Consider the following 19,451-nt stretch of genomic DNA (forward strand, 5'->3'; position numbering starts at 1 on the left):
CCACGGTGTCAACCAGCTACTACGTGTACGTGTCAGACGCCAAGATCGACATGATGCTGCAGCAGATCGATCCCGGCTCGACCGACGGGCACCAGACCGAGTTCTCCTTCGGCCTCAACATGTTCGGCAGCCGGCGGACGGTCTCGTCCGAGGCGGGGTCGGCCCAGTTCGCCCGGCTCGAACAGGTCCTGCGCTACCTGAGCGACACACGGTCGGTCGGGTCCCTGGATGCCCCGGAGAGCTACTTCTGGGGGATGATGCCGATGCGCTCGCGGCTGATCCCGACCGAGTTCAGCGGTCCGCTGGCCTTCTTCGGCGGCACCTGGGAGGGCACGGCGGTCGGTCTCGGCGGGTCGAGCCGCCACCTCCTCATCGGGGGCGCCGAGGACGCCGGGTTCTCGGCCGGCTCGATCACCCCGGGGATCCTGGGCGGGATCGCCTCGTCGGAGCTGGAGGACGAGCTCGTCGTGGACGCCGTGCAGGACGAGATCGACGGTGACCTCGACGCGCTGGAGACAGTCAGGAAGGCGGTGGCGGGCCTGCGCGGTCCGACACAGACGTTCGAGTTTGTCGCCAAGCGCCTGTTGCACGGCGACTCGGGCAGCCCCGGTGCCGAGCGGCCGGTGCTGCTCGGCACGCCCCTGTACGTCGCCCTGGTGGACTGAGCCGACGTGCCGGGTGCCGACGGATCGTCCGACTGGCGGCCCGGCGACGTCGTCCTCGACCTCTACGAGGTGGTGCGCGGCAAGGCCAAGGGTGCCATGGGCGTGGTCTACCGGGTGCACCACCCGGTGTGGGGGATCGACCTGGCCGTCAAGGTGCCGCGCGCGGCCCTGCTGCACTCGCCGGACGCGGTGCGCGAGTTCGAGACCGAGGCGGAGACCTGGGCCGGCCTGGGGGTCCATCCCCATGTCGTGAACTGCGCCTACGTGCGCCGCATCGGGAGCACCCCCGCCGTCTTCGCCGAGTGGGCCTCCGGCGGCAGCGTCGCGGAAGCCGTCCGCTCCGGCGGGCTCTACGCGGACGACCCGGTCGGGTCCGTGCTCGACGTCGCGATCCAGTCCGCCTGGGGCCTCGCGTTCGCCCACGGCCAGGGGATGGTCCACCAGGACGTCAAGCCCGCCAACCTGATGCTCACCGCGGACGGGTCGGTCAAGGTGACCGACTTCGGCCTCGCCAGGATGCGTCGTCTCGCCGGCGAGACCCCGGACGGCGCGGCCGGCGCGGCCGGCGCGGCCGGCGCGGCCGTCCGACCGGTCGGGTTCAGCATGCCGTACCGCTCGCCCGAGCAGGCCACGGCCGACGCCGGGACCACGCTGACCGCGGCGACCGACGTGTGGTCCTGGGCCGTGACCGTCGTCGAGATGTTCCGGGGCGAGCGCCCGGACCGGAACGGCGAGGAGGCGGGTACGGTCCTCGCGGATCTCCGGCGCCGGGGCGACGTCGACGGTCTGCCCGCGCTGCCCGGCCCGGTGGCCGACCTGCTCGCCGAGTGCCTCCAGCCGGACCCCGCCGACCGGCCCGCCGACCTCGAGGCCCTGGCCGACCGGCTGGTCGCCCTGTACGCCGAGCTGACGGACCGCGCCTACCCGCGGCGGCTCCCGTCCCAGGCGCGGCTGCTGGCCGACGGGCTCTCGAACCGGGCGCTCTCGATGCTCGACCTCGGGCGCCCCGACCAGTCCGAGCGGCTCTGGGAGCAGGCGCTCGACGTGGACCCGCGGCACCTGCACACGGTGTACAACCGCGGGCTCCACCGCTGGCGGGACGGCCGGGCCGACGACGTCGAGGTCCAGCACGAGCTCCTGGCAGCCGGCCCGGGCGACGACGACGGGACGTTCGAGCACCTGCTCGGCCTGCTGCACCAGGAGCGCGGCGACCCGCCCCCCGCGCTGACCCTGGAGGGACACTCCTCCTCGATCGTGTCGGTCGCGGTCAGCGCGGACGGCACGGTCGGCGCGACCCTGGACGGGAGCGGAGTGCTGCGCGTCTGGGACCTCGGCACGGGCGACCGCCGTACCGCGGTACCGGCGGCCGAGAACGGCGGCGTAACCGTCGTGCTGGCCCCCGACGGCTCCTTCGCGGTCGTGCTCGACGGCATCGGGTACGCCAGGGTCTGGCACCTCGCGCGGCCGACGGCGCCCGTACGCCTCGGCTCGCGGCTCGACCGCGTCCGCGACGTGGCCGTCGCGCCCGGCGGGACGCGGGTCGTGACGCTCGGGGTCGACGGCCGGGTCCGCGCCTGGGACCCCGCCACGGGCGCGCTCCTGGACACGTGGGAGCCGCCGGCCGCCGCGGGCGACGTCCGGCCCCTCGCCCTGGACCCGACCGGCACCCGGCGGGCCGACCTCCACGACGGCGCCCGCGTGGTCCTCGCGACGATCGACGACCCGGCCGACTGCCAGGTGCTGCACGGCTGGAACGCCGACGTCCGGTTCACCGCGGCGGGGAGCACGGCGCTCGCCGTCGCCGACGACGGGTCCGTCCGGGTGTTCGCGCCGGCCGGGGACGGCCTGCCCCGTGCGAGCGAGGCCGACCTGGTCGCACCCCGGAGGCCGACGGCCGAGCTCCGGGGCGCGCGCTGGCCGATCGCCCCGAGCGGCGACGGCCGGTACGCGTACGGCGCCGGCGCGTGGTGGGATCTCTCCGTCGGGCGGTGCCTGCACACCGGGACGCACCGCGGCGACCTGTCGGCGGTCGACCACGCCGGGCGGGTGGCGCTCAGCGCGTCCGGCACCAGCGCCACGGTGGACCGCCGGCCGGAGTCGGTCCAGGCCACCTGGAGCTATACCCGCCCGCGGGACGCGGTCCTGCTCTCGTCCGAGTCCGACGCGGCGAGCCGTGCGCTCGCGCGCTCCGCGAGCCTCGCCGCCGCCGGGCGCCTCCAGGAGGCTGCCCAGGTCGTCCGGGACGCGCGCGACCTCCCCGGCCTGCGCCGCGACCCGCGGCTCACCGAACGGTGGCGCCACCTCGGCACCCGCGCCCGGCGGCTGCACCTCCAGGACGCCTGGCCCGTCAGGGAGCTGCGGGCGCCGCCGGGCCAGGACTGGCTGCTGAGCGCCGCGTCCGACGGACCGCTGGTCCTCGCCCACAGCCCCCGCCACCGGACGCCGTGGGTCGTCGACCGCACAGCGCCCGAGGCGGCTCGCCCGCTGCGCCTCCACGCCGGGCCGGTAACCGCCGCCGCCCTCAGCGCGGACGGCACCGTCGCCGTGTCTGCGGCGTCCGACGCACGCGTGATCGTGTGGGACGCAGCGCACGGCTCCGTGCGGCGCCTGGTCGAGGTCCACAGGAGCCCCCCGCGGGTCGTCGCGGCCGGCCGGGGCGTGGCCATGACAGGCTCGCCGGCTGGCGAGGTGGGCATCATCGACATCGGCCGCGGGCTGCTCGCCCTCGCCGACGCGCACGCCGGCTCGGTGCGGGCGCTGGCCATCGCCCCGGGCGGCGAGATCGGCCTCTCCAGCGCCGAGGACGGCAGCGTCCGCTCCTGGGACCTCACGTCCGGGGCGCTGCTGCAGACCCTGCGGTTCGACGACGCGTGGGCGCACCGGGCCGCGCTCAGCCGCACCGGGCACCGCGCCGTGCTCTGGACGACCGACGACGAGCTGCGCCTGTGGAGCCCGCGCAACGGCGCGACGCTCGCCGTGCTGAGCGCACCCCGCGGGGGCAGGCCGACCAGCTCCGGCCCCCACTCCCGGTACGTCACCACCCACGAGCCCGGCCGCGCCGAGTTCTGGGACCTCGACCAGGAGGGCGGGCGGGTGACGATCAGCGCCGACGGCCGCTGGGCGCTCACGGTCGACCGGGCGGGCGCCCTGCGCACCTGGGACCTCGACAGCGGACGGTGCACCACGACCCTGGCGGAGGGGGTGGTCCGCGTGACCGCCCTGACGGTCACACCCGGCTTCGACCTGGCCGCCGTCGCCCGGGACTACCGGGTCGACCTGTGGGACCTGGTCACGGGGGAGCTGGTCCGGTCCGTCGATCTGGCGCCGCACCCGGCGGAGGACCTCGTGCTCGCCCCCGACGGCGCCGCGCTGACCACCTTCGACAGCCTGGGCAGGCTGCGGGACTGGGTGCTCGACTGGGAGCTGGAGCTCCCCGTCGAGGGCGGACCCCTCGACCCCGGCACGCCGGAGGACGCCGTGCCCGCGGGGACGGGCGCCGACCTCGACCTCGGCGACGGCGCCGAGGGCGTCGGTGCACCGTGGCTGCGCCTCCTCGACGCCGAGCTCGCCCGCGAAGAACTGCGCCGGCAGGTCGACCGGACCGTCGTCCGGGGTGCCGACCCGGGCACCGGGAGCGACGCGTCGTCCGACGCCGCGGCGATCGCCCGGGCGGTCGCCCTGCTCGACCTCCCCGACCCGGGCTTGACGGCAGAGGAACGGGCGCTGCTGAGGGAGTTCCGGCAGCGCGTGGAGGAGGAGCTCTCCGCGCTCGCAGACCTCGCCCGCTCCGCGGAGCGAGCCGGACGCCACCGCGACGCCGAGCCGCTGCTGAGGCTTGCCCTGGGCATCAGGTCCAACCTCGACGGCGCGGGGGCTCCCGGGACCCGGACGGCCCTCCGGGACCTGGCCGGCTGCTGGACCTCGCTCGGGCGCGTCGACGAGGCCCAGGCATTGCTGACCGCCGGGGAGATCGCGCCCCGGGCGGCGGAGGGCGACCTCGCCGACCAGGCCGCGCCCGACCACGCCGTGCTCGACGCGGACGTCGAGCGGATGACGAGCCGGCTCGTGGCCCTCCAGGCCGCGTCGCGCCGTCTGCTCGACCGCGAGGGACCCCGCGCGGTCCTGGACCTCGACGAGGAGGCCCTGGCGGTCGCCCGCGTCGGCGCGGCGCAGGACCGGGCCGGCGTGCCGAACCTGGCGCTCGCGCTCGCCTCTCTCGGCGACCTGTGCAACGACGCGGGACTACCGTTCGCCGCCGCCCGCTACCTCGCCGAGGCACTCGTCGTCTCGGTGTGTGCGGAGCGGGACGGCATCCGGCTGATCGTGCCGCTCGACAAGGTCGCCGGCGTGCTCCTCGCCGCCACGGTCAGTATCGACTCGCCGTACGGCAGCTGGTTGCGGCGCGGCCATCTCGCCCTGGTCCGCGAGGAGATCGACCCCTACGAACGTGGTCTGCTCCGCGAGCTGATGCACTGGTGCGACGAGGCGGGCCGGGAGCTCGTCGGCCTCGGCGCGTCGAACTGGGCCCTGTTCTGCCACGGCGCCGCGATGATCGTCGGCGAGGTCATGCGCGACGCCGACCTGTCGTACACGGAACCGCTCTGCGCGACGTTGCTGACCATCGCCGGGCTGAAGGCCGGGACCGGCGACCGGGACGGCGCGGTCCACCTGCTGCGCCGCGCCGTCGGGCTCGCCTACAGCGCCTGCCTCGCGGACGAGCACGACGTGGGGCCGCAGCGCGCCCTGGCCCGGACGCTCGACCGGAGCGCTCCCGTGCTGGACCGGCTGGGCGAGGGGGCGGACGCCCGGGCGGCCGAGCGGTCCGCGGCCGAGCTGCGGGCGAACGCGGCCGGGACGTACGCGGGCGAGGTCCCGTACGAGACGGGGCTGCTGGTCCAGCGCCTGCTAGGTCAGGCCTGACAGATCTCGCCCGCGATCTCTTCGGCATCGGCATCGTCCCTTTGCCCCTCCCGTCCGTCAGAGAGCATGAGAGGGAAAGGTGACGGACATGGCGCAGTGGGAGTCGGAGCTCACCGAGCTGGTCACGCGACGCGGCGGTGCGCTCGTCGGGTACGCGTACACCCTGTGCCGGGACCGGGGTACGGCCGAGGACCTGGTGCAGGACGCGCTCGTCAAGGTGTACTCGCGCCTGCGCCGTCCGCCCGCTCCCTCGGACGCAGGACAGCAGGTCATCGCCCTGGAGCAGCCCCGGCTGACCAACGCGGAGGCGTACGTGCGGCGCGCGGTCCTGACCATCTACCTGGACGGGTACCGGCGCGGGAACCACTGGTCGGGACTCAAGCACCTCCTCGCCGACGAGGAGCACGCCCCGGCGGCGGACCGCGTGGCGACGGCCCGCGTCGACGTGGGGGTGGCCCTGGCCCGGCTCTCGCCCCGCCAGCGGGAGGCGGTGGTCCTGCGGTTCTTCGAGGACATGACGATCGCGGAGGTCGCGCGCACCCTGGGGACGCGGCCGGGAACGATCAAGCGGCACCTGTCGAACGCGATGGCGGTGCTGCGCGAGGCGCTCGCGGAGGTCTCGGTGCCGGAGGTGGAGACCGCGCTCGACGAGCGCCTGGGCGCGGTGACGGGAGCGGTGCGCCGTCGTCGTGCGGCGAAGGTCGGGGCGGTGGCGGGCGGGGTGACGGTCCTGGCCGTGCTGCTGGCGTCGGCAGCGGTGTGGGGCCCCGGGCGCCTGCGGTCCGAACCGGTGCCGCCCGCCACCCCGAGCCCCGACACGTCGGCCGTGTCGGCCGTGGGCGCCGAGGGCTGGGCGCCGTCCGGCTGGCGGGGCGACCACCCGGAGTTCGAGTGCGGCGCGGACGTGGCGGCTCTGGCGTCGTCGTCCGACGAGGCGCGGATCGCGATCACCGGCGACGTCGAGGTGGTGGTGGGCGACGAGGAGGAGGGCGACCGCCTGGAGGTGCCCGTCCGGATCACCCGGAGCGCCACCGCGGGGCCGACGCTCCATGGCACGACACCGGTGCTGGTCTTCGCGCAGGACGGCAAGGTCGTCGACCTGGGCCTCGGCCCGGCCGCGGGCAGGGACGGGTACGAGCTGCCGGAGGCCGGCGGGTCGGCCGCCGGCCGGGCGGACGCGGCGGCCACCACGGCGTGCGGCCCCTGGACCATGGACCTGGGGCAGACCGAGACGTACCTGGAGCAGCGCCCGGCAGGCACCTACGACGTGTACGCGGCCGTGCTGTGGAGCGACCACGTCGTCGGCGCCGTCGGCCTGGCCGTGAGCAAGCCGGTGACCATGGACGTCCCCGCGATCGACGTCCCGGAGGTGCGGCCGCTGCCCGTCGAGATCCGGGACGGCTACCAGCCGCCATGGCTGGAGGGCACGAGCCTGGCCTGCGGGGTCAGGGCGGAGGCCATCCCGGGCGCCGCGGCGGACGACAGGCTGGCGCAGGGTTTGGTGATCATCAGGAAAGGTGCCAGGGACATCGGCCTGACCTTCGACGATGCCCACGAGGAGCCCGCCGGCACCACCCGCACCCCGTTCACGCTGGTCTGGCTGCTGGACGGGCGGGTGGTCGACGTCGGTACCGACGTCTGGTCCGAGCCGGTGGTGCGCCTCCGGGAGAAGGGCGAGCGCCAGGCGTTCGCCGAGCTGCCCATGGGCGAGCCCGGCCGGACGTGCCTCGCCGACCCGGGGGCCGGGCTGCCCGGCGCCCGCTACGACCTGTACGTCCTGGCGGAGCTCGACCCGGGCACGGGCGGCGAGCGGCGGTTCGTGGCGCTGAACATGACGGAGGGGCACCGCTACCGCGCCGACTAGCTCACCCGGCCGCCGCGTGCGCGGGCCGCACGGTCAGCGCCAGTCCTCGTCCGCCGACAGCACCGACGAGATGTCGTACTCCTGCTCACGCTGGATGGGCGGCGCGTCGGTGAGCCACTGCTGGACGGCGAACCGGGCGACCACCTCGTCCCGGGTGATCCCGGTCTCGCCGAACCGGCCGTCGACCCAGGGGGTCCATGACCACAGGTGGATCCGTTCGTCGCCGAGGTCCTCCATCATGAGGCGGTGGTTGTCGCTGGCCACCAGCATGGCGCCGACCAGGCGGTTGTAGTTCTCGACGGTGACGAGGTCCACCAGGCCGAGGTCGATCTGGTCGGCCGCGGTGGTGCGCAGGATTTCCTTCGCGGAAGGCATGGACACTCCTTGGGCTGGTCGGGGCTCTTGAGGCGTTGACGGGCGGCTCATACGGCGATCCCGCGGGAGACGTAGCCGTCGATGAAGGTGCGTTGCATGGTCAGGAAGAGCACGACGACGGGCAGGGCCATGATCAGGCCGGCCGCGCTGACCAGGGACCAGTCGGTCGTGAACCCCTGCTGGAACGAGTAGAGCGACAGTGCGACGGGCTGGAAGTCGCGGTCCTGGATGAAGGTGACGGCCAGCATGAACTCGTTGTAGGCCTGCAGCCCGGACACGAGGGCTGCGGTCAGGACGGCGGGCCGGATCATGGGGAGCACGATGCGGGCGAACACGCCCAGCTCGCCGGCGCCGTCCAGGCGGGCCGCCTCCTCGTACTCCCGGGGCATCCCGATCAGGAACGCCCGCACGAGCAGGGTGGCGAACGGGCTGTACACGGCCCAGTAGATGATGATCAGGCCGATGGGCTGGTTGTAGAGGCCCAGCGTCGACCACCAGCTCACGAGCGGGACCAGGAAGAGCTGGATCGGCAGCGACGAGGACACCAGCAGCCACAGGATCCAGCCGCCCCCGCCGGGCAGGTCCAGGCGGGTCATGGCGTAGGCGGCCATGGTGGCGATCAGCGCCACGCCCGCCGCGGTGGCCACCGCGATGACCAGGCTGTTCAGGAGCGCGCCACCCATGTGGGCGCGCTCCCAGGCCACCGCGAAGTTGCCCCAGCTCCAGGACTGCGGGAGGCCCAGCGGGTTGCTGTCGATCTCGCGGGCGGACTTGAGCGAGTTCGAGGCGAACACGAGCAGCGGACCGAGCGCGTAGACGCCGAGCAGCCCGAGGACGATCCAGGTGACGGGCTGCGCCCTGCGGGCGGTGGCGGCCATCAGATGTCCCATCGCAGTCGTCGGCGCAGCGCGAGGTAGCCGAGCACGGTCGCGGCGCTGATGGCCGAGAGCAGCATCGCGACGGCCGAGGCGTAGCCGTGGCGCTGGTTCTGGAAGGCCTCGCGGTAGAGCACCGTGCTGAGCACGTCGGTGGATCCGGCCGGTCCGCCCTGCGTCAGCACGTAGACGTAGTCGAAGACGAGGAACGACCAGATCACGGTCATCAGGCCCAGGAACACGAGCGTCGGCCGGATCATCGGCAGCGTGATGTGCCAGAACTCGCGCACCGGCCCGGCGCCGTCGAGCCGCACGGCCTCGTAGAGCGCCGGGTCCACCGACTGCATCGAGGCCAGGAAGATCACGAGCAGGAAGCCCCACCACTGCCAGGTGTTCACGAAGGCCACCGAGCCGAGGGCGAGCGACGGGTTGCCGAGGAAGTTCACGTCGGCGAGGAACGGGATGCCGAGGGTCGCCAGGGCGGCGCCGATCCCGCCGTCCGGGTCCATGATCTGGCGCCAGACGGCGGCCGAGACCACGGTGGCCAGCACGTACGGCACGAAGTAGAGGACGCGGAAGAACGTCTGGTGCCGGCGCAGCCGGGACAGCAGGAACGCGCCGACCAGCGCCATCGTCATCGGGACCACCAGGAAGAACAGGGTCCAGACGACGTTGTGCACCAGCGCGCCGCCGACCGCGCCGGAGCGGAGCATCTCGGCGTAGTTCGCCAGGCCCACGAACCGGGGCGTGCTCAGCCCGTCCCAGTCGGTGAACGAGTAGTACACGGAGGCCAGTCCCGGCCCCGTGATCACGAGCAGGTTGACCACGAGCAGCGGTGCCACGAACACCCAGGCGAGCAGCCGGCGCTGCCTCCTGGCCCCCAGCGGGCGGGCCCGGAGGGGCGGCCGCGGTCCGCGACGCACCGGGGCCGCCGCCAGCGCGGTCCCGGTGGTCGCCGTCTCGGTGGTCACCCGTCAGTCCCCGGTCTGGGGGGTGAACGGGGTCAGGGTGGCACCGGCCTCGAACTCCTCGTCGAACACGTCCTGCATCCCGGACAGGTACTGCTCGGCGGTGCTGTCACCGGTCACGACCTTGTCGAACTCGGTGATCAGGTAGGAGTCGGTCTTGGGCGGGAAGAACGTCCAGGTCGCGTAGCCCACGTTGGTCGACTCGGGGATCTGGCTGTAGAGCTGGACCGTGCGCTCGTCGACCTCCTCGGGGAACTGGTCGGCGCTCACGGCCAGCGGCGGCGGGTTCTCGCCCGTGGCCGCCGTGTAGGACAGCGCCCGGTCGACGTCGCCGGCCACGTGGTCGATGAACGACGCCGCGGCGTCCGGGTCGGCCGAGTCGGCGCTGACCGACAGCGCGGTGCCGATCGCCAGGGGGAACACGCCGGGCTCGACTGCGTCGCTCAGCGACGGCAGGGGCGCCCAGCCCCACACCGACGGGTCCTCGAAGACCTCGGAGAGCGAGTTGAACGACCAGGTGCCGCTCAGGTACATGGCCGTGGTCCCGTTGGCCAGGCCGGTCACGTTCGCGGTGTCGTCGGTGGTGAAGTAGGACTCCGCGCCGCCGGCCAGCCAGCCCTTGTCGATCCAGCCCTGGATCAGCTCGATCGCGGAGACGAACTCCGGGTCGGTGAACTCGGCCTCGCCGGTCAGCACGTCGTGGATCTTCTCGGGCCCGACCGCCGCGTTGAGGACGGCCGTCACGAGCCACTCGCTCATGCCCTGGTAGCCGGAGTTGCCGCCGCCGAGCGGCACCATGCCGGCCTCGTCCGCCTCCTTGGCGATCTTCTCGAACTCCGCCAGCGTGGTCGGCGGGGTCCAGCCGTGCTCCTCGAAGACCTCGGTGTTGTAGTACAGGACCATCGACCCGTAGCTGGCCGGGACCGACGAGACCTTGTCGTCGACGGTGCTGAGCTCGTAGGCCCAGGGCAGGAACGTGTCCTTCCAGCCGTACTCGTCCGCGTACTCGTCCAGCGCGATGGTCCGGTCCGCGCGGGCGAAGTCGGAGGCCGACGACGGGCCGTCCGAGTACACGATGTCGGGGGCCTGGCCGGCCGAGACCGCGGTGTCGGTGAGCTGGCCGATGGTGGTCAGCTCCTTGACCTCCATGTCGACCTGCACGTCGCTCTCCGCGTTGAAGGAGTCGACGAAGATCTCCTGGAACGCCTCCTCGGTGGTCGGCGCGTAGAACGCGCCCCAGTAGGTGACCTCGCCGTTGCTGCCGCTGCTGCCGCCGCCGCTCACGCAGCCGGCCAGGGCGACCGACAGCGCGGCGGCGAAGCCGACAGGGGCCAGTACGTGCTTGGTGATTCTCAAGGTTCTCGTGTCTCTCTCGCGAGGGTGGATGGTGCCTGGCGGATAGAGCGGGTGGAACGAACTGCGGAGGTACGGTCAGGTCGAGTCGCGCACGATGAGACGGTTGGACAGGCCCACGGCGCGGGTCACCTCGGTGACCTCGCCGTCGAGCCGCTCCAGGAGCAGGCGCGCGCACGCGCGCCCGATCTCGCGGGCGGGGTTCTCGATGGTCGTCAGCGGCGGGTTGACCAGGGACGCCGCGTCGATGTCGTCGTAACCGGTCAGCGCCACGTCCTCGGGCACGCGCAGCCCGCGGACCCGGGTCGCGTCGAGCACGCCGATGGCGATCAGGTCGTTGGCCGCGACGATCGCGTCGGGCTTGTCGTCCCGGTCCAGCAGCGCGGCGGCGCCGTCGCGACCGCCCTGGCGCGTGTACCGCGTGAACACCACGTCGTCGTCGCGCAGCGGCAGGCCCGCCGCGCGCAGCGCGGACTGGTACCCCTCAAGGCGCTGCTGGGTGGGGATCACCGACTCCTCGCCGCCGAGGAAGGCGATGCGCCGCCGTCCGCGCGCGATGAGGTGCGCCGTGACGTCGCGGGCGCCGCGGACGTCGTCGCTGTGCACGTAGTCGCCGCCGCCCGGCGGCTCCTCGCCGAGGGTGACGAACGGGATCCCGGCGTCGTGCAGCTCCGCTAGGCCTGCCGCGGGGATGCCGAACGGCGCGGCGACCATCGCGTCGACGCGGCGCGACAGGAGGCGGTGGATGGCGCTCGTCGACCGGTCCATGCCGCTGGCGTCGGTGACGGTCAGCAGGATGTCGCGGGGCACGAGCACGTCCTGCATGCCGGCGGCCACCAGCGGGTAGAAGGGGTTCTCCAGCGTGGGGACGATCAGGGCGATCGTGCCGGTGCGCCCGCCGCGGAGCTGCGACGCGCCGGGGTGGGCGCGGTACCCGAGGTGCGTGATCGCGGCCTCCACCCGGGCCCGGGTCGCGGCCGAGACGGGCCGGTTGCCGGAGACGACCTGAGAGACCGTCGACATGCTCACGCCCGCGACCTCGGCCACCTCGCGTATTCCGACCATCACCCGCTCCTCGTCGACCCGCCGTTCGCCTCAGCATGCGCAAAAGGTTTTGGAGTAGCATCCTGCAAAGTCACCCTGTGATGCAAGACACAAGCGCAAATAGGTGCGCAAACACCTCGGCGCCACGCATGCTCAGCCTGCTTGCTGCATGCAAAACGTTGCGTTCTGCGGCAACGAAGCCGGAGAAATGACAGCGGAAGACCGGAGGAGCATGAACAACGACCGTGCGCGCGGAGCGCTGCTCGGCCTGGCGATCGGCGACGCCATGGGCGCACCGACCGAGGGCATGACCCTTCCCGCGATCCGCGAGAAGTGGGGCCGGGTGCGCGGCTTCGTCGACCCCGACGCCGCCGGGACCGACGACACCGAGTACGCCGTCCTGTGTGCCCGCGGCGTGCTGCGGGCCGGCGCGGACCTGACGTCCGAGGTGGTCGCGGACACGTGGCTGGAGGCGCTGGAGGCGCAGCGCACCGGGTTCAACCGCGCGGGCTTCAGCGAGATGATCGCGATCGCCAACCTCCACGCGGGCATGGCCCCGCCCGCCAGCGGGCAGCGCAACGCCGAGACGTGGAGCGACGGCGCCGCCATGCGGGTCGCCCCGATCGGCGTCTACGCCGCCGGCGACCCCGCGCTCGCGATCCGGATGGCCCGTGCCGACGCGCAGGTCAGCCACTCGCGCGACGGCATCTGGTGCGCCCAGGCGATCGCCGCCGGTGTGGCCGTCGCCATGGTCGCCGACGACGTCGACCCCGTGCTGGACGCCATGCTCGCCGCGATGCCCGCCGACTCCTGGTCGGCCCGCACGGCCCGCCGCGCGCTCGACATCGCGGCCCGCGCCGGATCCCCGGAGGAGGCCGAGGAGGCCCTCTTCGAGACGATCCCGCTGCGGCACTACATGTGGGCCGACGTCGCCCCCGAGGCCGTGGCGCTGACCATCGGCCTGCTGCGGGCCAACGACGGCGCGACGAGCGTCATCGAGTCGGGTGTCAACATCGGCCGCGACTCCGACACGATCGCGGCGATGGCCGGCGCGGTCGCCGGCGCCCTGCACGGGCAGAGCGCGTTCGACCCGGCGCACGTGGCCCAGGTGCGGTCCGTGACGGGCCAGTGCATCGCCGCGACGGCCGGCACCGACCTGGTGGACCTGGCCGACGCGCTGGCCGGGCGCGCGGCCGCGGACAAGGAGGACCGAGCATGACCCACCGTCTCGACCGCGCCGTCGGTGCCGTGCACGGGCTGGCGCTGGGCGACGCCCTCGGTGCGCCGGCCGGCGAGCACCGGACCGTCCGCGACCCGTGGGTGCGGCAGATGCTCCGCAAGGGGGCGCTGGAGCTGGACGAGTCCCGGGTGCTGCGCCCGGTGGTGCCGTTCGTGCTGACCGCCGTGGACTCGCCGTCGCTCGTGGCGACGGACGACGCCGAGACGTTCGCGGTGGCCGCCCGGGTGCTGCTGGAGGCCCCGGGGTGGGACCAGGACGGCCTGTTCGACACCTGGCGCGCCCTGCTCGACACCCCCGACACGTGGACCGGCGCCGCGCAGCGCTCGGCGCTGCTCAACGCGGCCGCCGGGCTGCGCCCGCCCCACACCGGGGCCGACAACCCGGCGTTCTACGACGACACGGCGCTGCCCGGGGCGTTGGCCGCGGCGATCGCCACGGCCGACCCGGCGTCGGCGGCCGGGCTGGCCCGCACCTACGCGACGATCACCCACGACGCCGTCGGGGTCCACGCGGCCGCGGCGTTCGCCCGCCTCCTGGGCCACCTGCTCCAGGGTGCGGCGATCGGGGACGCCCTGGGCGCCGTCGACGAGGACCTCGCGGCCGACGACTGGCTCGCCGACGGCGTGCGCGACGCGCTGCGGATCGCGGCCGAGGCGCGCTCGCCCTTCGCGGCGGTCCCGTCGCTCGTGGCCCGGTTCGCCCCGCGCACCTACAGCCACCCCGGCACGGTCGCCGAGACCCTGCCGCTCGCCGTGGCGATCCTCGTGCTCGCGGACGGCGACCACGAGACGGCGCTGCCCCTGGCGCTGTCGGTCACCCGGCACCAGGACAGCCTGCCCGCCCTGGTCGGCGCGCTGTGCGGCGCCGCGGGGAGCGCCCCGGAGGCGGCGGACCTGGACGTGCTGCACGGCGTGACGGTCCCGGCCGTCGCCGGGCGGTCGCTCGCCGCGCTCGCGACGGCGCTCGACGAGCGGCAGGCCTGACGCCGGCCCTCGCGCCCGCCCCACCGTGGGCAGGGGGCCGGCGATATCCTGGCCCCCTGCCCCGCGGAGGAAGGCTGAGATGACCACGACCGACCAGCAGTTCACCGATCCGGCGCTCGACCTGCGGTTCACCGACGCCCAGTGGCAGAAGCTCGTCGCGCACGCCACGCCGCGTGACGTCGAGCGCGGCGACTACGTCTTCCGGTCCGGCGAGCGCGACTACCCGATGGTCCTGGTCGAGTCCGGCGAGATCGAGGTGGTGCGCGACGCGCTGCGCTGGGTCGGCGAGGAGGTCGTCGCCACCATGGGGCCGCGGTCGTTCGTCGGCGAGCTGGGGCTGCTCAACGGCCAGAGCGCGTTCCTCTCGGCGCGGGCGACCGGGCCGGGCCGCGTCTGGTTCCTTGCCCGCCCGGACCTGCGCCGCCTCCTGGCCCAGGAGGACGAGCTCGGCGACGCCGTGCTGCACGCCCTGTGGGCCCGCCGGGAGCTGCTGCGGCGCGGCCCGGCGGCGCTGACGCTGAAGTTCGTCGGGCTGGAGGGCTCGGGGGAGTTCCTCGCCCTGCGCCGGTTCGCCGAACGCCTCGACCTGGTGCACACCGCCGTCCCCCTCGACCCCGGCAGCGCCCTGACGCACCCCCTGCACAACGAGTACGCCGTCGACGACCTGCCCATCGCCTTCGTCCAGGGCGAGCCGGTCCTGCGGGCGACGCCCGGGATCATCGCCGAGCAGCTGGGGCTCAGCTACGAGGCCACCGACGAGGACGTCGTGGACCTCGTGGTGATCGGCGGCGGCCCGGCCGGCCTCGCTGCGTCCATCTATGCCGCGTCGGAGGGGCTGAGCACGCTGCTGCTGGAGGCGATCGCCCCCGGCGGGCAGGCGGCGTCGACGTCCCGCATCGAGAACTTCCTCGGCTTCCCCTTCGGGGTCAGCGGGGGCGCACTGATCGGGCAGGCGACGCTGCAGGCGATCAAGTTCGGGGTGCGGGTCTGCGCCCCGTGCGAGACGGCGGCGCTCGCCCCGGCCGGCGACGAGCTCGCGGTGACGCTCACCGACGGCCGGGTCATCCGCGCCCGCGCCGCGATCGTCGCGTCGGGGGCGGCCTACCGCCGGCTCCGCCTGGAGCGCTGGGCGGACTTCGAAGGGGCCGGCATCCACTACGCGGCCACCCCGCTGGAGCTCAAGCAGGTCACGGAGTCGCCCGTGGTCGTCGTGGGCGGGGCGAACTCCGCGGGCCAGGCCGCCCTGTACCTCGCGGCGAACGGGTGCCCGGTGCACCTGGTCGTCCGGGGCAGCGACCTGGGCGCGCGGATGTCCTCCTACCTGGTCGACCGGCTCGTCGAGGACCCGCGCATCCAGGTGCACCGCGAGTCGAACATCGTGGGCCTGGACGGCAACGGGCACCTGGAGTCCGTCGCGATCGACACCGCCGGCCAGGTCGCGGCGCGGGGCCTGTTCTGCTTCATCGGCGCCGAGCCCGCGACGTCCTGGCTCCCGGCGCTCGACCGGGACCCGGCGGGGTTCATCCGCACCGGGGCTGACGTCTCGCCGGAGGCGCTGGCGCAGTGGCAGCCGCTGGGGCGCGGCCCGCTCCCGTTCGAGACCTCCGTGCCACGGGTCTTCGCGGTCGGCGACGTACGCCGGGGCTCGATGAAGCGCGTGGCCGCCGCCGTCGGCGAGGGCTCCAGCGCCGTCGCGTCGGTGCACCAGGTGCTCGGGGCGCCGGTCGCCTGACCCCGCCGTCGGGGCGCGTCGCCGGCCCGGTCCATGACATGTGTCATGCCCGTAGCCTGGGCGGATGACGACCCTACCGGTGCGTGACGCCGCGTCTGACGCCGCGTCCGCGGCCGCCGAGGCCCGCAGTGCGGTGCGGCTCACCCGGAACATCACCGCGACGTGGTGGTACATGGCCGTCGCGATCGTGGTCTTCGAGCTCATGCTCGTGGTCGTCTCGGTGGAGACCCTCGTCCGCAGCGGCGTCGGTACCGCCGAGGTCGCGGCAGTCGCGGTCGGCGGGCTGCTGTGGTGGCTGGCCACGCTCGTACCACTGGCCGACTACCGCCGCCGGACGGACGCCGCGCCGCTGCTGGTCTGGCGCCGGCACGGCCCGGCGCTGCTGATCGGCCTGGCCTACGGGCTCGCCGCAGGCCTCGTCACCGACCTGTGGGTGCTGGGCGCCCTGCCCGTGATCCAGGCGGCGATGCTGCTGAACTGGCCGCCGGGCGTGCGGTTCCGCGTGGTGCTGGCGGCGACCGCCCTGCTCGTGGCGCTGTCCCTGATCGACTCCGCCGTCGTCCTGGAGGAGACCGGTGGTGCGGGCTGGGCCCAGCTGGTCTTCCTGGCCGCCACGCTGCCGGCCGTCACCGTCTCGTCGCTGTGGTGGTGGGACGTGCTGGTCGCGCTCGACCGCGCCCGCGCCTCGGAGGCGCGGCTCGCCGCGACGCAGGAGCGCCTGAGGGTCGCCACGGACGTGCACGACCTGCAGGGGCACCACCTCCAGGTGATCGCGCTCCAGCTCGAGCTCTCCGAGCGGCTCATGCCGCACGACCCGGAGGCGGGCCTGGAGCAGCTGCGCGCCGCGCGCGTCAGCGTGGACGCCGCCCGGCAGGGCACGCGCGACCTGGCCACCCGCTTCCGCTCCGTCCCGCTGCCCGACGAGCTCGCCAACGCCGTCGACCTGCTGCGCGCCGCGGGTACTGACGCCGCGGCGACGGTGGACCCGGACGCGGCGTCGGCCCCGGCGTCCGCCCTGGGGCCGGTGATCCGGGAGACGACGACGAACGTGCTGCGCCACGGCGGCGGGCGCCGGGCCCACCTCAGCCTGACGCGGGCGGACGGGGTGTGGCGCTACGAGATCTCGAACGACGTCGCGGCCACCGCCACCGCCACCGCCGAGGACGGCGGCGGCGCGGGGCTGGACGGGATCGCGCGCCGGGCGGCGGAGGCGGGCGGCCGGCTCGAGGTGCGGCGCGGGGACGAGACCTTCACGGTGGTCGTCACGGTTCCGGCGGACGGCGCGCCCGCTCCCGCCGACGACGCCGGCTGATCCGTCAGGGGCGGACGCCCGGCTCCACGCCGGCGGTGATCGTCTCGACGACCTCTCGGACGGCCGAGGCGTCGGGGAGCGCGCCGACCTCGCCGGCGAACAGCAGGTGGCCGGTGCCGATCAGGGTGAGCGCGAGCGTGGCGACGTCGGTCTCCGCCGTGATCCGCCCGCTGCGCTGCTCGGCCTCCAGGTAGGCCCTGAGGAAGGTGCCCGCCTCGGTGAGGAGCGGGATGCCGGGCGTGCCGGTCGCCCGCAGCCGGGCGCGGAGGTCGTCGCGGGCGATCACGACGCTCACCAGCCGCAGGTTCACCGGCGTGAAGATGCGGGTGAGCGCCTCGGACACGCCGTCGGCGAGCGTGGCCGGACGGGCGTCCGGGCCGGCGTCGTCGGTCAGCGCGGCGAGGTCCGCCTCGACCTGGGCGATGCGGCCGCGGACCAGCTCGGCCAGGACGTCGTCGAAGTCCGCGAAGTGGCGGTAGAGCACGCCCTTGGCGACCCCGGCCTCCTCCGTCACGGAGCGGCTGGTCAGCCCGCCCGCGCCGTCGCGCACCAGGACCCGCTCCACGGCGGCGAAGAGCTGCGCGCGTGCGTCGGGGAGGGCGACACCTGTCGGCATGGTCCTCCTCCGGGCGGCTGGCGCAGGGCGTTCGACCACGGGAGTGTGGGCGCGTGGTCACTGTATCGCCGGCGCCGCCTGTCGACCCAGCTGGTGCTCGAGGTACTCGGACACCGACCGGTCGTCCCAGTCGCCTCCCGCGAGGGCGATGTAACCGTCGGGGCGCACCAGCACCAGCCCGTCGCCCTCGACCCCGTAGAGGTCGTGCGCCTCGCCGACGGGGAGGATCCGGTGCGCGCGGACCTCGCCGTACGCGCCGTCGTCCACCGGGGGCACGGGCCGGGAGCCGAACACCAGCAGCGTGAGGTGCGTTCCGCGGAACAGGTCGAAGAGCCGCACGCTCTTCCCGGTCGCGGGGTCGACGATCCGGGCGTCCGGGGCGCGGTCGCCGGCGCGGACGCCGGCGCGGACGCCCAGCGCCTCGTCCAGGTCGCGGGCCAGGCTGCCGCCCCGGTAGGTCACACCGAGCTGGCTGACGTCGCTGAACGGGTCCCGGCCCTGGAACGTGCCGACCATGCGTTCCGAGACGCGCGCGGTGTCGGAGCCGGTCCAGTACCTGCCCCGGGCGGTGGTCGAGGCCAGCACGTGCTCGGCTACCGGCAGGCGCTCCTCCTCGTACGTGTCCAGCAGGGCCTCGGGTGCGCCGCGCAGCACGCGCGCGAGCTTCCAGCCCAGGTTGTACGCGTCCTGCACGCCCGTGTTCATCCCCTGGCCGCCGGCGGGGGTGTGCACGTGGGCGGCGTCGCCCGCCAGGAGGACGCGACCGGTCCGGTACCGGTCCACCATCCGGATGTTGACCTGGTACACCGAGAGGTAGACGGGGTCGCGGAACCGCACCCCGGGCAGCCCGACGCGCTGCGCGAAGATCTCGGCGAAGGTCTCCACCGACACCGCGGACGCCCCCACGCCCTCGTCGGCCGGAAGCGGCGCCGTGAAGAACCACGTGCCGCTCCGCGGCATCGGCGACAGCGTGAGCATCCCGCCAGGTCCCTGGGCCCACATGTGCGCCACCGAGTTGTCCAGCCCGTCGACGACGAGGTTCCCGAACAGCATCCGCTGCCGGTCCCACGTCTCGCCCAGGAAGCTGATCCCCGCCTGCTTGCGCACGGTGCTGCCGCCGCCGTCGCAGCCGACCAGGTAGCGCGCCCGGATCTGCTCCCGGCGCCCGCCGACCAGCACGGACGCCGTCACACCGTCGTCGTCCTGAACGAGCCCGACGAGCTCGGTGCCGAGCTCCACCCGCGTGCCGAGCGAGGTGAGCCGCTCGCGCAGCGCCGCCTCGGTGTGCTGCTGGCCCACCATCAGGCTGCCGGGGTAGGGCGCGCCCGGCACCGGGGGAGCGTCGTACAGCACCGCCTCGCGCACCACGTTCCCGGCGGCGTCGTAGAAGCGGGTGGGGGTCGGCGCCTCGGGGGGGGTGGTCGAGAGACCGAAAAACAACAAAAAACTCCACACCCCCCCCCTTCCTCGGGAAGACCCCACGGGGGAAGGGCCCCCACATGGG

At 74.3% G+C, this 19,451-nt stretch carries 14 protein-coding genes; 7 read left to right on the plus strand and 7 right to left on the minus strand.

What is annotated here, in order from left to right; genetic code table 11:
- The first annotated feature begins 5 nt into the window (after window positions 1-5).
- The 3 genes from ACFV9Q_RS27545 (at window position 6) to ACFV9Q_RS27555 (ending at window position 7,449) form a co-directional block, all read left to right on the plus strand.
- Window positions 6-665 carry a DUF7019 family protein gene (locus ACFV9Q_RS27545; protein ID WP_377237079.1) on the plus strand — a complete coding sequence of 220 codons (660 nt, stop codon included), beginning with the start codon at window positions 6-8 and terminating at the stop codon, window positions 663-665.
- A gap of 6 nt (window positions 666-671) precedes the next feature.
- A complete protein-coding gene (locus ACFV9Q_RS27550; RefSeq protein ID WP_377237080.1) occupies window positions 672-5,585 on the plus strand; it encodes a protein kinase in 4,914 nt (1,637 codons plus the stop codon).
- An 88-nt stretch (window positions 5,586-5,673) separates the two neighbouring features.
- The gene (locus ACFV9Q_RS27555; RefSeq protein ID WP_377237081.1) at window positions 5,674-7,449 is read left to right on the plus strand and encodes an RNA polymerase sigma factor; all 1,776 of its coding nucleotides are present in this window, start codon (window positions 5,674-5,676) and stop codon (window positions 7,447-7,449) included.
- A gap of 33 nt (window positions 7,450-7,482) precedes the next feature.
- Here the strand turns inward: ACFV9Q_RS27555 and ACFV9Q_RS27560 are convergent, their stop codons facing one another.
- From ACFV9Q_RS27560 to ACFV9Q_RS27580, 5 genes are all read right to left on the minus strand, one after another.
- Window positions 7,483-7,824, minus strand: a complete 342-nt coding sequence (locus ACFV9Q_RS27560) for a hypothetical protein (protein WP_285101987.1) — start codon at window positions 7,822-7,824, stop codon at window positions 7,483-7,485.
- A gap of 47 nt (window positions 7,825-7,871) precedes the next feature.
- Window positions 7,872-8,702: a carbohydrate ABC transporter permease gene (locus ACFV9Q_RS27565; RefSeq protein ID WP_377237082.1), complete on the minus strand. Its 831-nt coding sequence runs from the start codon at window positions 8,700-8,702 to the stop codon at window positions 7,872-7,874.
- Entirely contained in the window at window positions 8,702-9,670 is a 969-nt protein-coding gene (locus ACFV9Q_RS27570; RefSeq protein ID WP_377237083.1) for a carbohydrate ABC transporter permease, read from the minus strand. The genes ACFV9Q_RS27565 and ACFV9Q_RS27570 overlap by 1 nt, the downstream gene beginning before the upstream one ends.
- A gap of 3 nt (window positions 9,671-9,673) precedes the next feature.
- On the minus strand, window positions 9,674-11,023 hold the full coding sequence (locus ACFV9Q_RS27575) for an ABC transporter substrate-binding protein (protein WP_377237084.1): 1,350 nt from the start codon (window positions 11,021-11,023) through the stop codon (window positions 9,674-9,676).
- 75 nt (window positions 11,024-11,098) lie between these two features.
- Window positions 11,099-12,085, minus strand: coding sequence for a LacI family DNA-binding transcriptional regulator (locus tag ACFV9Q_RS27580; protein WP_377237085.1), 987 nt, complete (start codon window positions 12,083-12,085; stop codon window positions 11,099-11,101).
- Window positions 12,086-12,296: 211 nt separating this feature from the next.
- Between ACFV9Q_RS27580 and ACFV9Q_RS27585 the strand changes: the two genes are divergently transcribed.
- From ACFV9Q_RS27585 to ACFV9Q_RS27600, 4 genes are all read left to right on the plus strand, one after another.
- Complete coding sequence (locus ACFV9Q_RS27585) at window positions 12,297-13,283, plus strand: ADP-ribosylglycohydrolase family protein (RefSeq protein WP_377237086.1); 987 nt, start codon at window positions 12,297-12,299, stop codon at window positions 13,281-13,283.
- Entirely contained in the window at window positions 13,280-14,287 is a 1,008-nt protein-coding gene (locus ACFV9Q_RS27590; protein WP_377237087.1) for an ADP-ribosylglycohydrolase family protein, read from the plus strand. Before ACFV9Q_RS27585 ends, ACFV9Q_RS27590 begins: the two co-directional genes overlap by 4 nt.
- A gap of 79 nt (window positions 14,288-14,366) precedes the next feature.
- Window positions 14,367-16,019, plus strand: a complete 1,653-nt coding sequence (locus ACFV9Q_RS27595; protein ID WP_377237088.1) for an FAD-dependent oxidoreductase — start codon at window positions 14,367-14,369, stop codon at window positions 16,017-16,019.
- 64 nt (window positions 16,020-16,083) lie between these two features.
- Complete coding sequence (locus tag ACFV9Q_RS27600; RefSeq protein ID WP_377237089.1) at window positions 16,084-17,331, plus strand: sensor histidine kinase; 1,248 nt, start codon at window positions 16,084-16,086, stop codon at window positions 17,329-17,331.
- Window positions 17,332-17,335: 4 nt separating this feature from the next.
- On the opposite strand, the gene ACFV9Q_RS27605 is transcribed toward ACFV9Q_RS27600, so the two are convergent.
- A complete protein-coding gene (locus tag ACFV9Q_RS27605; RefSeq protein WP_377237090.1) occupies window positions 17,336-17,947 on the minus strand; it encodes a TetR/AcrR family transcriptional regulator in 612 nt (203 codons plus the stop codon).
- Between the two features lie 57 nt (window positions 17,948-18,004).
- Window positions 18,005-19,387 carry an FAD-dependent monooxygenase gene (locus tag ACFV9Q_RS27610; RefSeq protein ID WP_377237091.1) on the minus strand — a complete coding sequence of 461 codons (1,383 nt, stop codon included), beginning with the start codon at window positions 19,385-19,387 and terminating at the stop codon, window positions 18,005-18,007.
- Between the last annotated feature and the right edge of the window lie 64 nt (window positions 19,388-19,451).

The sequence above is a fragment of the Promicromonospora sp. NPDC059942 genome, from assembly GCF_042731755.1.
Lineage (GTDB): Bacteria > Actinomycetota > Actinomycetes > Actinomycetales > Cellulomonadaceae > Promicromonospora.

Bases quoted from the DNA above. Each gene is read 5' to 3' on its own strand.
- ACFV9Q_RS27580 (WP_377237085.1), bottom strand. From the start codon at position 12,085: ATGGTCGGAATACGCGAGGTGGCCGAGGTCGCGGGCGTGAGCATGTCG.
- ACFV9Q_RS27585 (WP_377237086.1), top strand. From the start codon at position 12,297: ATGAACAACGACCGTGCGCGCGGAGCGCTGCTCGGCCTGGCGATCGGC.
- ACFV9Q_RS27555 (WP_377237081.1), top strand. From the start codon at position 5,674: ATGGCGCAGTGGGAGTCGGAGCTCACCGAGCTGGTCACGCGACGCGGC.
- ACFV9Q_RS27560 (WP_285101987.1), bottom strand. From the start codon at position 7,824: ATGCCTTCCGCGAAGGAAATCCTGCGCACCACCGCGGCCGACCAGATC.
- ACFV9Q_RS27605 (WP_377237090.1), bottom strand. From the start codon at position 17,947: ATGCCGACAGGTGTCGCCCTCCCCGACGCACGCGCGCAGCTCTTCGCC.
- ACFV9Q_RS27600 (WP_377237089.1), top strand. From the start codon at position 16,084: ATGACGACCCTACCGGTGCGTGACGCCGCGTCTGACGCCGCGTCCGCG.
- ACFV9Q_RS27565 (WP_377237082.1), bottom strand. From the start codon at position 8,702: ATGGCCGCCACCGCCCGCAGGGCGCAGCCCGTCACCTGGATCGTCCTC.
- ACFV9Q_RS27590 (WP_377237087.1), top strand. From the start codon at position 13,280: ATGACCCACCGTCTCGACCGCGCCGTCGGTGCCGTGCACGGGCTGGCG.
- ACFV9Q_RS27595 (WP_377237088.1), top strand. From the start codon at position 14,367: ATGACCACGACCGACCAGCAGTTCACCGATCCGGCGCTCGACCTGCGG.